At 71.7% G+C, this 14,272-nt stretch carries 12 protein-coding genes; 8 read left to right on the top strand and 4 right to left on the bottom strand.

Annotation, left to right across the window (positions count from 1 at the left end):
• Positions 1-49: 49 nt before the first annotated feature.
• On the bottom strand, positions 50-637 hold the full coding sequence (locus ACI6QG_RS02850; protein WP_407023417.1) for an HNH endonuclease: 588 nt from the start codon (positions 635-637) through the stop codon (positions 50-52).
• 166 nt (positions 638-803) lie between these two features.
• On the opposite strand from ACI6QG_RS02850, the gene gluQRS reads away from it, so the two are divergent.
• The 4 genes from gluQRS (at position 804) to ACI6QG_RS02830 (ending at position 4,148) form a co-directional block, all read left to right on the top strand.
• A complete protein-coding gene (gene gluQRS / locus ACI6QG_RS02845) occupies positions 804-1,613 on the top strand; it encodes a tRNA glutamyl-Q(34) synthetase GluQRS (protein WP_407023050.1) in 810 nt (269 codons plus the stop codon).
• Positions 1,610-2,497, top strand: a complete 888-nt coding sequence (locus tag ACI6QG_RS02840) for a DMT family transporter (RefSeq protein ID WP_407023049.1) — start codon at positions 1,610-1,612, stop codon at positions 2,495-2,497. Before gluQRS ends, ACI6QG_RS02840 begins: the two co-directional genes overlap by 4 nt.
• Positions 2,498-2,573: 76 nt before the next feature.
• On the top strand, positions 2,574-3,755 hold the full coding sequence (locus tag ACI6QG_RS02835) for a class I SAM-dependent rRNA methyltransferase (RefSeq protein WP_407023048.1): 1,182 nt from the start codon (positions 2,574-2,576) through the stop codon (positions 3,753-3,755).
• Between the two features lie 18 nt (positions 3,756-3,773).
• Positions 3,774-4,148 carry a DUF3293 domain-containing protein gene (locus ACI6QG_RS02830; protein ID WP_407023047.1) on the top strand — a complete coding sequence of 125 codons (375 nt, stop codon included), beginning with the start codon at positions 3,774-3,776 and terminating at the stop codon, positions 4,146-4,148.
• Between the two features lie 19 nt (positions 4,149-4,167).
• On the opposite strand, the gene ACI6QG_RS02825 is transcribed toward ACI6QG_RS02830, so the two are convergent.
• Entirely contained in the window at positions 4,168-5,139 is a 972-nt protein-coding gene (locus ACI6QG_RS02825) for a YcjF family protein (RefSeq protein WP_407023046.1), read from the bottom strand.
• Positions 5,132-6,562 (bottom strand): YcjX family protein, encoded by a 1,431-nt coding sequence (locus tag ACI6QG_RS02820; protein WP_407023045.1) that lies wholly within the window; start codon positions 6,560-6,562, stop codon positions 5,132-5,134. The genes ACI6QG_RS02825 and ACI6QG_RS02820 overlap by 8 nt, the downstream gene beginning before the upstream one ends.
• Positions 6,563-6,998: 436 nt before the next feature.
• On the opposite strand from ACI6QG_RS02820, the gene ACI6QG_RS02815 reads away from it, so the two are divergent.
• From ACI6QG_RS02815 to ACI6QG_RS02800, 4 genes are read left to right on the top strand one after another with little or no spacing between them, the layout of a single operon-like run.
• A complete protein-coding gene (locus ACI6QG_RS02815) occupies positions 6,999-7,169 on the top strand; it encodes a hypothetical protein (protein ID WP_407023044.1) in 171 nt (56 codons plus the stop codon).
• Between the two features lie 32 nt (positions 7,170-7,201).
• Positions 7,202-9,424 (top strand): Hsp70 family protein, encoded by a 2,223-nt coding sequence (locus ACI6QG_RS02810; RefSeq protein ID WP_187830092.1) that lies wholly within the window; start codon positions 7,202-7,204, stop codon positions 9,422-9,424.
• Between the two features lies 1 nt (position 9,425).
• Entirely contained in the window at positions 9,426-10,604 is a 1,179-nt protein-coding gene (locus ACI6QG_RS02805; protein ID WP_187830093.1) for an AAA family ATPase, read from the top strand.
• Complete coding sequence (locus tag ACI6QG_RS02800) at positions 10,604-12,067, top strand: hypothetical protein (protein WP_407023043.1); 1,464 nt, start codon at positions 10,604-10,606, stop codon at positions 12,065-12,067. The genes ACI6QG_RS02805 and ACI6QG_RS02800 overlap by 1 nt, the downstream gene beginning before the upstream one ends.
• A gap of 316 nt (positions 12,068-12,383) precedes the next feature.
• Here ACI6QG_RS02800 and ACI6QG_RS02795 read toward each other — a convergent pair whose 3' ends face one another.
• The gene (locus tag ACI6QG_RS02795; RefSeq protein WP_149537193.1) at positions 12,384-14,219 is read right to left on the bottom strand and encodes a pectate lyase family protein; all 1,836 of its coding nucleotides are present in this window, start codon (positions 14,217-14,219) and stop codon (positions 12,384-12,386) included.
• Positions 14,220-14,272 lie beyond the last annotated feature (53 nt).

Below are 14,272 nucleotides of genomic sequence, written 5' to 3'. Positions count from 1 at the left end.
GGCGGGTTCCTCGTCTCCCCGCTGCCATCACCCCGGAACGCGGCGGTGGTCAACCCTGCTCCAGCTCGCTGTCCCAGTACAGGTAGTCGCGCCAGCTCTCGTGCAGGTGGTTGGGCGGGAAGGCGCGGCCGTTCTCCTGCAACTCCCAGGAGGTGGGCTGGCGCGGCGCGGTCAGCGGCTGCATGTGGCAGTCGCGCGGCAGCTTGTCGCCCTTGCGCAGGTTGCACGGCCCGCAGGCGGCCACCACGTTGTCCCACCCGGTGCGCCCGCCGCGCGAGCGCGGGATGACGTGGTCGAAGGTCAGCTCATGCGGCGGCAGGGCGTCGCCGCAATACTGGCATTCGAAGCGGTCGCGCAGGAACACGTTGAAGCGGGTGAAGGCCGGGCGCCGCGCCGCCGGGATGTACTCGCGCAGCGCGATGACGGAAGGCAGGCGCATGGCGAAGGAGGGGGAGCGCACCTCCGTCTCGTACTCGCTCAGCACGCTCACGCGGTCCAGCACCACGGCCTTCACCGCGTCCTGCCAGGCCCACACGGACAAGGGATAGTAGGAGAGCGGCCGGAAATCGGCGTTCAGCACCAGGGCGGGGAAGCCGCCGGGGCCGTGGATCTGCGGGACAAGACTGCCATCGGGCAAACCGGCCACCTCCGCGCTTTCGCGGTGGCCTGGACCCGGGGGCTGGAAGGCGCCCCGGATTCGCCGGCCGCCGCACGATGTGCCCGATGCATGCCACCCCTGCCGCGGCGCCGCAAGGCGGTTCATGGATTGTTTCATCATCCCGTCACGGGCAAGGTGGCGGCCGATGGAGGAGGTCACCCGCTTCGCGCCCTCGCCCACCGGGTGGCTGCACCTGGGGCACGCGCATGCCGCGCTGTTCGCGCGCCGGCTGGGCCGCCGCTGCCTGCTGCGCATCGAGGACATCGACGCCGCGCGCTGCCGCCCCGCCTTCGCCGAGGCGCTGCGCGAGGACCTGGACTGGCTGGGGCTGGCCTTCGACGGCCCGGTGCGCGTGCAATCCGCCCACATGGCGGAGTACGCGGCGGCGCTGGAGGCGCTGCGCGTGCGCGGCCTGCTGTATCCGTGCTTCTGCACCCGCGCCGACATCGCCGCCGCCGCCTCGGCGCAGCATGGCCCCTCGGGGCTGGTGTATCCCGGCACCTGCCGCGGCCGGCCCGACGCGGCGGCGCTTCTGGCGCAGGGCGCGGCCCATGCCTGGCGGCTGGACGTGGCGCGCTCCGTTGCGACGACCGGCCCCCTGTCCTTCCAAGAGCGCGGCGAGGGCCGCCTGCCCTGCGACCCCCGCCCGCACGGCGACGTGGTGCTGGCGCGCAAGGACGTCCCGGCCTCCTACCACCTCTGCGTGGCGCATGACGACGCGGCGCAGGGCGTGACCTGCGTGACGCGCGGCGAGGACCTGCGGCCCGCCACCGCCATCCACCGCCTGCTGCAGGCCCTGCTGGGCTGGCCGGAGCCGCGCTACGCCCACCACCGGCTGCTGGCGGGGCCGGACGGGCGGCGCCTGGCCAAGCGCGACGGCGCGCCCTCGCTGCGGGCGCTGCGCGCGGCGGGGCACTCGCCCGCGGCGGTGCGCGCCATGGCGGGCCCGGCATGACGCAGCGCCACGCCGGGCTGCTGTTCCTGCTGCTGTGCGTGGCGGGGTGGGGCTCCAACTGGCCGGTGGTCAAGCTGCTGCTGGGCGAGATGCCGCCCATGGCCACCCGCGCCTATGCCGGGATGCTGGCGGCGGGCGGCTTCATGCTGGCCGCGCGCCTGCTGGGGGTGCCGCTGGCGGTGCCGCGCGCCTTGCGCGGGCGGCTGGTGCTCTACGCCCTGCTGAACGTCGGCGCCTGGATGTGCTTCGTCACCCTGGCGCTGCTCTGGCTCTCCTCCTCCGAGGGGGTGATCATCGCCTCGCTGGCGCCGGTCATCGCCATGGGGCTGTCCTGGGTGATGCTGGGCGAGCGCCCGCGCCGGGACAAGCTGGCGGGCATGGCGCTGTCGGTGGGCTCCATCACGCTGCTGTTCGCCGGGCGCGGCGTGGAGGTGGGGCTGGCCAAGCTGCCGGGCTTCGCGCTGCTGCTGGCCGCCGCCTTCCTGTTCGCCTTCGCCACGGTGCGCGCCAAGCGCAAGCCGCTGCCGCTGCACCCCATGGCCGCCGCCGCCTGGCAGCTCGGCATCGGCATGGCGCCGCTGCTGCTGTGGTCCCTGCTGTTCGAGGAGGTGGCCTGGGCCGCCCTGCCGGCGCGCGACTGGGCGCTGCTCGGCTGGACGGCGCTGGTGCCGCTGGGCCTGGCCTACATGGGCTGGTTCGGCGCCTTGCAGCGCCTGCCGGCCACCACCGCCTCCATGGGCACGCTGCTGGTGCCGGTGGTGGGGGTGCTGGGCAGCGTGGCCGTGCTGGGCGAGGCGGTGGGCTGGCGCGAGGGCGCCGCCCTGCTGGGCGCCATGGCCGGGGTGGCGCTGGCCCTGCGGCCGGAACCCCCGCCGCGCCCGTGATGCGCGCCCCTGGCGCACGCCCCCGACGCCCACCGGGCGCGTTCCGCCCGCGGCGGCGAGGCGCTAGACGGGCGGCATGACCGCCCTCCCCCTCCTCCGGCTGCTGCCCGGGCATGACCGGCGCGTGAAGCACGGCCACCCCTGGGTCTTCTCCAACGAGGTGCGCATGGACGCCGCCGCGCGCGCCCTGCCGCCCGGCGGCCCGGTGCGGCTGGAGGGCGAGGACGGGGTGCGCCACGGCGTCTGGCACTTCAACCCGCACAGCCTGATCGCCGCGCGGCTGCTGGACCGCCGGCTGGACCGCGCGCCCGACGCCGCCTGGTTCGGCGCGCGCCTGGCCGCCGCCCTGGCCCTGCGCGAGCGCCTGGGCGTGGCGCGCTTCTGCCGCCTGGCCCATGCCGAGGCCGACGGGCTGCCCGGCCTGGTGGTGGACCGCTTCGGCGAGGTGCTGGCGGTGCAGGCCAACACCGCCGGCATGGACGCCGCCCTGCCGCTGGTGGTGCAGGCGCTGCGCGACCTGCTCTCGCCCCGCGCCATCCTGCTGCGCAACGACAGCCCGGTGCGCCGGCTGGAGGGCCTGGCGGAGGAAGCGCGGCTGGCCCACGGCACGGAGGCGGTGGCGCGGGTGGAGGAGAATGGCCTGACCTTCGAGGTGGACCTGCTGGGCGGGCAGAAGACCGGCTGGTTCTTCGATCAGCGCGACAACCGCGCCCGCGTCGCTGCCCTGGCTCGCGGCGCGACGGTGCTGGACGCCTTCTGCCACACCGGCGGCTTCGGCCTGGCGGCGGCGCGGGCCGGCGCGGCGCAGGTGACACTGCTCGACCGCTCGCAGCCGGCGCTGGACCTCGCGCTGGCCACGGCGGCGGCCAACGGCCTGCCGGGGGTGGAGGCCCTGCGCGGCGATGCGCTGGAGGTGCTGGAGCGCCTGGGGGCGGAAGGCCGCCGCTTCGGCGTGGTGGTGAGCGACCCGCCCGCCTTCGCCAAGACCCGCAAGGACATCCCCAACGCCCTGCGCGCCTATGTCCGGCTGGCGCGGCTGTCGGCCGCGCTGGTGGAGCCGGGGGGCTTCCTGTTCATCGCCTCTTGCTCCCACCACGCCGAGCCCGGCGCCTTCGCGGGCGCGGTGGCCGAGGGGGTGTTCCGCGCCCGGCGGACCGGGCGCATCCTGTGGTCGGGCGGGGCGGGGCCGGACCACCCGGTGCATCCCATCCTGCCCGAAAGCGCCTACCTGAAGGCGCAACTGCTGCAACTGGACTGACCGCCCATGCCCTCCGCCATGGATCGCGGCTACCGCCTGTCGCGCTACGCCGCCGGCCCGGTGGCGGCGCGCATCGGCGAGCCCTCGCCCTCCGCCGACGCCTGGCTGGCGCAGCACCGCGCCGCCTCTGCCGTGCTCATCACCGCGCACAACCCGATGAGCCGGATGATGCCCGCGGCCTGGAACGCCGCCGCCCATGCCCGGCTGCTGCGCGCCCTGCGCGGCCGGCCGGTGGAGGTGGGGGTGTCCGGCATGCATGGCTGGCAGGAGGTGACGGTGTGCACGCCCGGCGGGCTGCGGCTGGGCCACCGCCTAGCCCGGCGCTTCCGCCAGCGCGCCTTCGTGCTGCTGCGCCGCAGGCGGCCGACGCTGCTGGTGCGCGCGGACGGCTGACGCCGGCCGGGCGCGGCGCTCAGCCCCCTGCCCCCACCGCCCGCCCTAGCACGCTGGCCAGCCGGGGCGCCTCGCCTTCCGGGTGGGGCACCGGGCGGCAGGCGGCGATGACCAGCAGGCCCAGGCGGCCCATGCGCTGGGCACCCAGCAGCGCCTCGCCGGCCCGCCCGGCGGCCAGCGACGCCCATTGCCCGCCGGCGCTGGCCACGGCGTCGGTCGCCAGGTCGGCGCCGGCCATCAGCGCGCCTTCGGCGAGGGCGCGGCGCAGCAGGCGCAGTTCCGCCGCCCGGCCCGGGCGCAGGCCGTAGGCCAGGGCGACCTCGCGCAGCATGCGCAGGGCGCGCCAGGTGAACAGCGCCAGGTCGCCCGCCGGCGAGGGGCTGACCATCACCGCCACCCCGGCCTCGCGCGAGGCCCGCGCCACGGCGGCCAGCGCCCGCGCGTCGGCGCCGGCCAGCACGGCGCGGCCGAAGCTGGCCTCCAGCGCCACCGCCGTGGGCGCCTCACGCGCCGCCGCGGCCCAGGAGCGCACCGCCGCCGCCGGGGCGATGCCGCGGTCGGCCAGGCGCTCGCCCAGGGCGGACAGGCGGCGCAGCGCATCCTCCGGCGGCGCGCCTGGGGCAATGCGGTGCAGCGCGGCCACCGACTCCAGCGCGCGCAGCGCCGCCCATTCGCGCCAGCCCGTGGCCAGCAGCGCCAGCAGCAGCAGCGCCAGCCCGGCCCACCCCAGCGCCGCCAGCAGCGGGCGCTCCGCCGCCAGGGCCAGCAGGCTGTCCAGCACCACGGCGCCCGCCAGCAGCGCCAGGCCGGCAAGGGCCAGCGGCCACAGGCGGCGCCGGGGCGTTGCGGGCGGCGGCGGCAGGGGTGGCGGCGCGTCGGGGGTGAACGGGCCGGCGCCGAGTTCCGGCGCGTGCACCACCGGCGCCGCGGCGGCGGGCGGCGGCGTGGTGGCGGGGCCGATTTCCGGGCGGAACACCTCGCGCTCAGGCATGGCCGTGGAGCAGCCAGGCGATGGCGGCGTCGAGGTTCAGGTGGGGCATGTCGGGCCGTCCCTTCAGGTCGCGCGGGTCGGGGATGAACTCGGGCAGGCGAAAGCCGATGACGCCGGCCGCGGCCCAGGCCTCCCAGTCGGCCTCGGTGGGCATGCCGGCCGGCGGCGGCGGGAAGCGGAAGCTGCGCCCCTCCTGCACCTCGCCGGTGGCGGGGTCGCGCAGGGTGCCGGACACCACCGGGCGCCCCTGGGCGTCGGTGCCCGAGCGGGTGGCGGCGATGGCGGCCAGGGCGATGGTCTCGCTCACCTGCCGGTCGGGGGCGCCGAGCTCGGCCACGATGGCCTCCACGTGGCGGCGCAGGCGCTCGCGGTGCGGGGCGGGCAGCAGGTCGGCCTTGGTGGCGGCGTGCAGCACGCGCAGCGAGCCGCCGAACAGCCGCGCCAGCAGGCCCAGCCGCGGCCGCATGGCCCCGGCGATGGCGCCCAGCGCCTCGCGCGCGTCCTCGTAGGCGGCCGGGCCGGCGGCCAGCGCGGAGAGCAGGTCGAACAGCACCACCTGCCGCGTCTCGCCGGGGCCGCGCAGGCTGGCGAAGAAGGCCTCCACTTGGTCGCGGCGGTAGGCATCGAAGCGGCCGGCAAAGGCGTGCCAGTTGCTGCCGCGGGGGGCGTCGCGCGCGGTAGCGCCGGGGGGCAGGCGCAGCGGCGTGAACAGGAAGGCGTCGTTGGCCAGCAGCGCCTCGCGCCCGCCGATCTTCTCCGGGCGCAGGAACAGGCCGGGCTGCAGGAAGGACAGGCGCAGCTCGTCCCGGCAGCGCTCCAGCAGCGCGAGGAAGGCGCGCTGGGCGCGGCGGGCCAGGCGCTCGTCATGCGGGGCGAAGGGGTCCAGCGCCGCCAGCGCCTCGGTGAACGGGCCGGCGATGGCGGCGCGGGGCGGCTGGGCGATGCGGGCCAGGGTGGCGGCGGACCAGGCGGCGAAGTCCATCTCGCGCAGCGGCAGGTCCAGCGCCCATTCGCCGGGGTAGTCCACCAGGGTGATGGTGAGCTGCGCCGCCGCTTCGCCGACCGGGCGGCCGAGCTGGCGGCTGGTCCAGCGCCAGGCGTCGCCCAGCACGCCGGGCTGCGGCACCACGCTGCATTCCAGGGTCAGCGCGCGCACCGCTTCCGTGCCCTGGGGCCAGGCGGGCGGGGTGGCGGTCAGGGCGCGGCGATTGGCCTCGAAGGGGAAGGCCTCCAGCGCCGACAGCGCGCCGCCGGGCGGGCGCACCTTGGCGCCGCGCCAGCGCCCCTCGGCCACGGCGGGCCAGGCGGGGAAGTTCTGCGGCGCGCGCTGGGCGTGGCGCAGGGCATCGGCCAGGGCGGTGATGAAGGCGGTCTTGCCGGCGCGCGACAGGCCGGTGACGCAGATGCGCAGGTCCTCCGCCATGCCGGCTCCCGATGCGGTGGCGGCGATGATGCGCGAAGCGGCGGCCGGGGGGAACCGGGCGGGCGGTCAGCCCGGGGTACGGGCGTTGGTGAAGGGGGAAGTGCGCGGTGGAGCTGGGCTTCTGGCGGAGGGAGTGCACCAGGATTCGAACCGTCGCTGCCTGTAGAGCGGGCGTCGTCGGTGCCGGCGCCGGCCGCTGCTCCGCAGACTGGTTGATCGAGAAGAACGGCTACCTCAGCCCAACTGACGCGCTAGCAAAATGGCTGGACGCCACCCTCGGCCGCGCGGCATCGTGCTAACGCGTGTCCAGGAAACCGGGTGCGGAACAGCTGCCACTGACCATCCTCACCACCGAAGGGAGTGGATTCGAACTCATAATCAGTGCACGCTGGCAGTAGCAAAGCCAGTGAGCGATATCTACCTATGGGCACATCCCATGATGTTGAAGGAGGAACTTGGCTGGTTCGGCCTGAACGAGGCCTTGCACAGCGCTTGGGCTCTCTCGAAGGAATTGCTTTCGTCGGAGTCGATTTTGGTACCTCCACGACCGTCGCAAGCCTCGTCGTTCGCGACGATCCAGATCGATCGATCGCTGTTCGGCCGCTGACTCTTTCACAGCCGAGCCTGCATGGCGGGGTAGTGCGCGACGAGATCGTCAATACGGTTCTGGCGTTCCGCAATGACACACTTCTCTTCGGTCGGGACGCCTACAACCTTCGGTCCCGCCTAACCGAAGGCCGCAACACCTTTTCGTCGTTCAAGATGGGCCTGGGCCTCGATCTCGGACCCGAGTTCGGGGCCACGGCCCTGCCAGCCGGTCGCGTGCCCGGTATTACTATCGAGCGGCCAGCCGACGCGGCGCGCGAGTTCTTCAAGCTGCTGATGCGCGCGGTACATGACGAGCTCGCAGAATTTGGACTTACGCGGGGAGCCCGTTTCGCATTCTCGGTGCCCGCGGCCTTCCAGGCCAATCAGCGTCGCGACCTAATGGCCGCCATCCGCGGTTGCGGGATCGAGGTGGACGAGAGCTGTCTCATCGATGAGCCCAACGCGGCGTTCCTCAGCTACGTCCATGAGGTCGCCCGTTCGCCCGACGGCGAGGACCTGCTTGTCCGCGCTAAGGCCGGCCAGATCAGCGTTCTGGTCTACGACTTGGGGGCCGGGACGTGTGACGTATCGCTTCTCGACTTCTCGATCTCGGCCAATAGGGTGACGTCCCGCAATCGGGCGATCTCCAAATTCACCGCTCTGGGCGGCGATGACATCGACCGCGAGATCGCGCGGCGGATCCTTCTCGGCCAGCTGCAACAGGCGGACGGATCGGTGGTCGAGCTCACGGCCCTCGACATCGAGGAAAAGGTCGTCCCTGCCCTCGCCCCAGCGGCAGAGAAGCTCAAAGTGGCGATCTCAAAGATGATGGCCGACAAGAACGTTGGGCGTCTAGACGCGGCCCGGCGACTACCTGACTTGGTGTTCGAGACACAGGCCGTGCCCCCCTTCAAGCTGCGCGGGGCTGTGGTGGGCATCGAGACCCCGGCGCTGTCGCTGCATCAGTTCCTCGACATCTTGGGTCCGTTCTGCGGGCCGCGGAGCGGTGCGGACGCTAGCCGACACCTAGTAGGTCCAGTTCACGACGTCCTTGACAAAGCCTCACTCGATCCGGGCGAAGTGGATGCGGTGCTGTTCATCGGTGGGAGCGCCCAGAACCCGCTGGTTCGTGCGGCGGTGATGGACCTATTCCCACCTGAGGTGCGCGAGGTGGTGCCTCGAAACCTTCGCGCCCTCGTGTCGCAAGGTGCGGCCATCCATAGCCTGGGCCTGCACGGCTTCGGTTTCGACTTCATCGCCCCGATCACCTCCGAGGCGATCTCGGTGGTGGCACGCGGCGGTTCAGTTGAAACCCTGATTCCAGCCTCGACGCCGGTACCAACCGAAGCTCCCTTCGTGATCGAACTGTCAATCCCCGACGACGGCCAGCGGCAGCTCGACGTGCCGATCTGTTCGGGTGGCCGCGAAAAACTGGTTGGGATCGTGTCGGTCAAGCCGGTCGGCTCCAGCGGTTTCGCACGCGGGGATGCTGTTATTGTCACCGGGCGGCTGAGCAAAGAGAAGCTGCTTGATGTAACAGTGACTGTGGCGGGGAGAACGGCGCGGGCGGAGATCATGAACCCGCTCTCAAATTCGGCCACCTCGCCGGCCGAGTTGGCCATGCTGCGCGAGCGGCAGCGATTCAATGAGTCGATGCTTCGCAACAACGGTCGACCCGAAGCGGGCGTGGTCCAAGCCTACAGCCGGGCAGCTGCCAAGGCGGGGGAGCACGAGTTGGCGGCCGATCTTTTGGTGGCGCTGGAGCGGATCACGCCGGGCAGCGACCACGCGACCAGCATCTGTTATCACTACTCGATGGCCGGTCGCGATCGGGCGAGCCACGAATGGGCGGCCATCGCTCACCGGCGCAGGCCGACAGCGCTGACCGCGCACAACCTCGCCTGTGGAGAACGGGACGCGGCGGCAAAGGAACGGCTTCTGCGGGAGGCGCTCGACCGTGACCCCGGCTACACTTCGTCCGCTGCGATCCTTGCAAAAATGATCGAGGGTCGCAGTCCGGCCGAGGCGAGACAGTTGCGTGAAGGCATCGTCGCGGCGCTCGAGCCCGAGATCCGCTCGCCGGACACGGACCTGAGCGAGTTGCGGCGGCTGCGCGACGCAGCCCGCGACACGGGTCAAGCTGCGGTTGCCAGCCGGGCGACGGCCGAGATCGAGCGTCGCGAGAGGGAGGTGGCGACGCGCGACGCGGTCTTCCATGAGGAGAACCTGGCGCAGGGCCGGAGCAGCGGTCGTCTTCTCGGGCGGGACGGCTGACATGTCCTGGTTCAAGGTGGCGAGCGACCTGAGCCAGTTGCAGCTAAAGCTGGTCGAGCTGGCCGTGGACCGGATCCGTGCAACGCCGGACGGCGCCGCTTTCTGGGTGCAAGGTGGCGCAGGCTCGGGCAAGACTATCGTGCTCGCGCATATCGCTCGGCGTCTGAAGGCCGAGCAACCGGGCTTGCGTGTTGTGTTCCTGACGTACACTCACGCGTTGGCAGGGATGATCCGGCAGGCGGTTAGGGGGTCGGGCGTCCACGCGGAGGTTTCGACCCACCTCAACTTCCTTCATTCCCAGCAGGGACGCGCTGACGTCATACTGCTCGACGAAATCCAAGACGTTAAGCGCGTAGACCTTGAGGCGATGCGGCGGCGCTGCACCCACCTCGTGGTCGCTGGCGACTGCGAGCAGCGCATCTACGAGGTCATGAACACCGAGGCCGCCATCGACGAGGTGATCCGGTTCGAGAAGGGTCGCCTGCTCGAGCTCTTCCGGATCACCAAGTTCATCGTCCGGGCCGTCAGGACAGTCCTTCCCAGCACCCGTCTCGCGGAGAACGACGTCCGCAAGCTGCGCGACGTCACCGCTGCGGTGAAGCGGTTTGACAGTCCAAGGCGTGAGGTACGTTGGACCTATGACGAGGCCCTCGCGCTCGCGCGACCGAAGTACCCTTCAGCCATCCTCCTGCCCAACCATCGCGCTATATTCGATTTCTGCCGCGAGTTGGCCGAAGATCTGGGAATCGCCGCGACGGGCCCCGCGATCAAGGTGAAGGACGGCAGGGTCGTAGACTACCGGGAATTGAACGCCCATTTTGAGGCTCACCGTATGCCGATACGATACTTCGGCAACGGGATAGGCGAGCTGTCGGACGCCGATGGACGTCCGCTCGTCTTCGTCATGACCTACCACAGCTCGAAGGGGCTCGACTTCGACGTCGTTCATATGCCCGGACTCGTCTCCACTATGCAGATCGTTCCGCCCCGCGCCTTGCTGGAAGCACCCGACCTTGACCGGACGCTTTTTTTCGTCGCCATGACCCGCTCGCGCGAGCGACTAGTCATGACTTACTCCGGAAGCCGAGCGCATCCCTTCGTTGAGGGGCTACCGCGGGACGCCGTGGCCTTCAGCGAGCACCGCGAGACGTCGGCCGAAGAAGAGGATGCGCTGTTTTGATGCGCCAGGAAGCCGTCGCGCTCAGCTATCTTGAATGGGTCCGGCTAATCGGAACCGGCGCCATTCGCCTCGCCGAGGCGCGGATCGTCCGATGGCGGCCGGATCGGGCTGATCCGGCCGAGGTGGTCGCCAACCTCATGTTGGGCGCGCCAGACCTAGGGACCTCCGCCACAAGCTTTGTCCTAGCGATGCTCGAGCCGGAGGTGCTCGATCGGATGCGGGAGGGCGGGATCGACCTCGGACAGCGCTTGAATCTTGAGACGGTGCGCTCGTTCCATTCATTCAGCGACACGGCCTTGGCCGTCCACCGCCCCGATGCCGAGGCGGCCGGCGTCTTCATCGACCTCACTCCACTTGCCGCGGGATGGGCCGGTTGGGCAGCGGCTGTGGAGGCAGCAGACCGCCGGGCCAAAGGTGAGGCGCTGCTGGCGCTGCTCGGCGTGCCGCCGTGCGACCGCTTCGGTCAGGCTACGGATCGGCTCGCTGACCGAGAACGGTGCATCGTGCCCAATGACATCGTCCGGGCCCGCGACAGCATGTTCTTCGGCTGGGCCTGCGTACTCAATGCGGAGAAGGTGAGGACCGGCGTAGCACCGATCCTGCCGGCAGACGTCAAGGACGAGGCAGACGCCCTGCGGCGGGATTTCGATGTCGATCAGCCCTTCCTCGCCCGAGCGCCACGGTTGCGCGCTTTTGTTGCCACCTTGGCTGCCGAGGGAGACCGACCGTCGGATCTCCTTGCGATGGCGTCGCTGAAACAACACGAGCGCTATGTCATTAAGCGGGAGGGCGCCGCTCTCGACCTCCCGAGCCTACTCGACGACATCCGCATTCTGGAGGGGCTCGACGCTGGCGCGGCGGGGTTCCTCGTCCAGTCCCTCGGCGAGCGAGTGCCGAGCGAACTGATCCGCGCGCTGAAGGTTCGATGCGCGACCTGCGCCGTTGCGCCGACTGCGGTGCCCACCTCGGCAGGCGACGACGCGGCCCGGGTACCGGATCAGGACGATTGTGCGGACGTCGTTCCGACCATCAATCCGCATCCTCCGACACCGATCGAGGGAGCGACGCCTCCCCTGGAGCGCCCGATGCTGCCAGAGGCCACGAGCGAACAGTCTGCCGGCGCTGGCGTCGTGACTTCGGTCTTTGTCTCAGCCGAAGCTTCGACCTTCGTTCCCAGCGATGCTGTCACCGAGCCACTGCAAGAGGACGAAGCCCCGCTCAACGCCGCGCGCCGCCGCCGATCTTCCTCAGCGCCCGATCTACTTGGCTATCCTCTCCCCCCTTGCCCGGTAAGTCCGGAGGCAGAGAGCTCAGCAGAAGCTGCCTCCTCTCGTGGTCCCGAAGACAGGCAGCGAGCGGACGTCGCGACCAGATCTAGGTCTAGGGCCGGCAAATCGGCTCCAAAAACCAAGAAGCCAAAAAGTCAGAGGGATCAGCTGACTGACCCTATCAAGGGATTCTGAGAGCCCATCTGGAGAGTTTGGATCCACGCGGAGCGCGTTACGGCGGGGCGGCGAAGCATGATGCGGATCATGGCCAAGCGTGTTCGGCGACTCGAAAGCGCGGGGACCGCCGGAGACGCCGCACTGCGGGGCGGATCGACGGCGGTGGTGGGGATGGCGGCGAACCCGCCCGGAGCCCACCAGGCCGGCCGGCATAGGGCCGGCCGAGGCCCGGCGCGCTGCGGTGGGCGCGGAGAGAGGGGACGCGCACCGGGCCGCGGTGGCGTCCCCTCTACCTTTTCCGCAGCTCGGCGGCGCACCCTGTTCGGCCTTGACCCTACGGCACCCGCCGCTTCGCCACCGCGACCGACAGCGTCGCGGCGCCCAGGTCGAAGGTGGCGGTGGGCGAGATGTTGCGCGCCATCACCCGGACCGTGTTGTTGCTCCAGGCCGTCGCGTCGAGCTCGACGAAGCGGGTGGAGGCGGCCAGCGCCGCGTGGGCCAGGTCACCCTGCCGGCCGCCGGTGACGGTGACGTCGAGCAGGCTGGTCGCGCCCGGGGCCAGCGAGGGCAGGTCCCAGGCGACCTCGGCCGCGAGCTCCCGCTGACCCACCGGTAATGCGGGCGTGCCGCAGAGCAGCGCCGGCGCGTCCTCCGGCAGGCCGTAGAGCCGCAGCGCCTCGAGCTCGATCGCCCCGTCCAGGCCGACGACGCCGATCTGCGCGAAGGCCACGCCGGGCCCGAGCCGCACGGTCATGCGGCGGTTGAGCGAGGAATCGGCCATGGTGGCGCCGCCGGTCCAAGCCTTGGAGGGGGTGTTCCACAGCATGGTGGTCAGCGAGGCCAGCACGTCGCCGGCGAGGTTCTCTCGGACGTTCATCGCCGCGTCGAAGCAGCGCACGAACAGCCGCCCGCCGTCGGCGCCGCCGACCAGCCAGTGCGCCAGGGAGAATTCCTTCGCCCGGGAGCAGTCCACCACGAAGGCGAAGCCCTTCTGCGCGTCAAGCAGCAGGCCGCGGGCGGTCGGCGTGATGCCGTCCAGCCCGTTGAAGGACAGCCCGGCCAGGGTGGTCGCGCTGGTGGTCGAGGTGGCGATCGCCGCCAACCCCTCGACGCCGATCTCGGCGGTGCTGTGCCGGAAGGCGGCGGCGCGCAGGTTCGGCACCCCACCCAGCAGGCGGAGGTGGCGCGAGGCCGGGGCACGGTGGCGGTTGAGGACCGCGTTGCCGCAGCGGGTGGCCGTCGCCGTGTGCTCGATGCCGACCCGGTAGGTGTTGGCCCAGGCCACCTCGTACTCGCAGTCCTGCGCCGCCCCGGTGTGGCGGGCGACGATCGGCGAGCAGGCCTCCATGCGCAGCGCCCGGCCGATGATCGCCGAGCCGTTGGTCTCGTTGAGGAACGGGATGGCGACGTTCGGATCAAGCTGGCGCAGCTCGAAGTTCGGCCCGTCGAAGACGTGCCGGTTGTGGTTGGTGTAGGCCCCCGGCGCCTGGCTGAGCCGGATCCCGAAGCGGTCCATCGCGGGATTGATCCCGGTCGCGCAGGCGAAGTGGCCGCCGTAGTAGCGGATCGAGGTGTTCCAGGCGGTGGCGGTGGCGCAGTGCGCGTCGAGCCCGTAGCGGTTGTTCAGGATGCGCCCGAGGATCAGGGTGGTGTCCTCGAAGCCGCGCCCGTCGCCCAGCGTGCGCAGCCCGATCGTGAAGCCCGAGACCAGGCGCAGGTCGAGGAGCGAGGAGTCGAGGTTGCGGGCGAGGATGCCGATGTCGGCCTCGCTCGCCCAGTCCGACTGGAGCTGCCGCGTGACCTGGAGGTTGAGGTAGAGCTTCTCGCCGTTGCGCGTGGTGCCGCCGTCGCCCAGCGTCAGCACGGTGGCCGGGGCGTTGGCCGCACCGGTGTACTGGATCACGCCCTGCATGATCAGCCCGCGGGCGCCGCCGCCGAGCGTGACGCCGGCATCGACGTTCCAGGTGCCGGGCGGGATGACGGCGAACTTTCCGTCTGCCGCGGCCCGGTCGAAGGCGGCCTGGATGGCGGCGCGGTCGTTGGCGGCACCGTCGCCGAGGCCGCCGAAGTCGCGCGGCAGTACTGCCTCGCGGTCACGCAGGTACTTCGCCAGGTCGGTCTTGGAGATGTTCTGGCCGAGGACCATCAGGTCGTCGATGCGGGCGGCCATGGCTGCCTCCAGTGAGCGTGGTTGGGGAGGGCTGCGGCGCGCCGCGGCGCGTC

The sequence above is a fragment of the Sabulicella flocculans genome (genome assembly GCF_045449635.1).
Taxonomy (GTDB): Bacteria; Pseudomonadota; Alphaproteobacteria; order Acetobacterales; family Acetobacteraceae; genus Roseococcus.
Note: the sequence above shows the minus strand (reverse complement) of the source record. Positions and strands in the feature narration are given on the sequence as shown.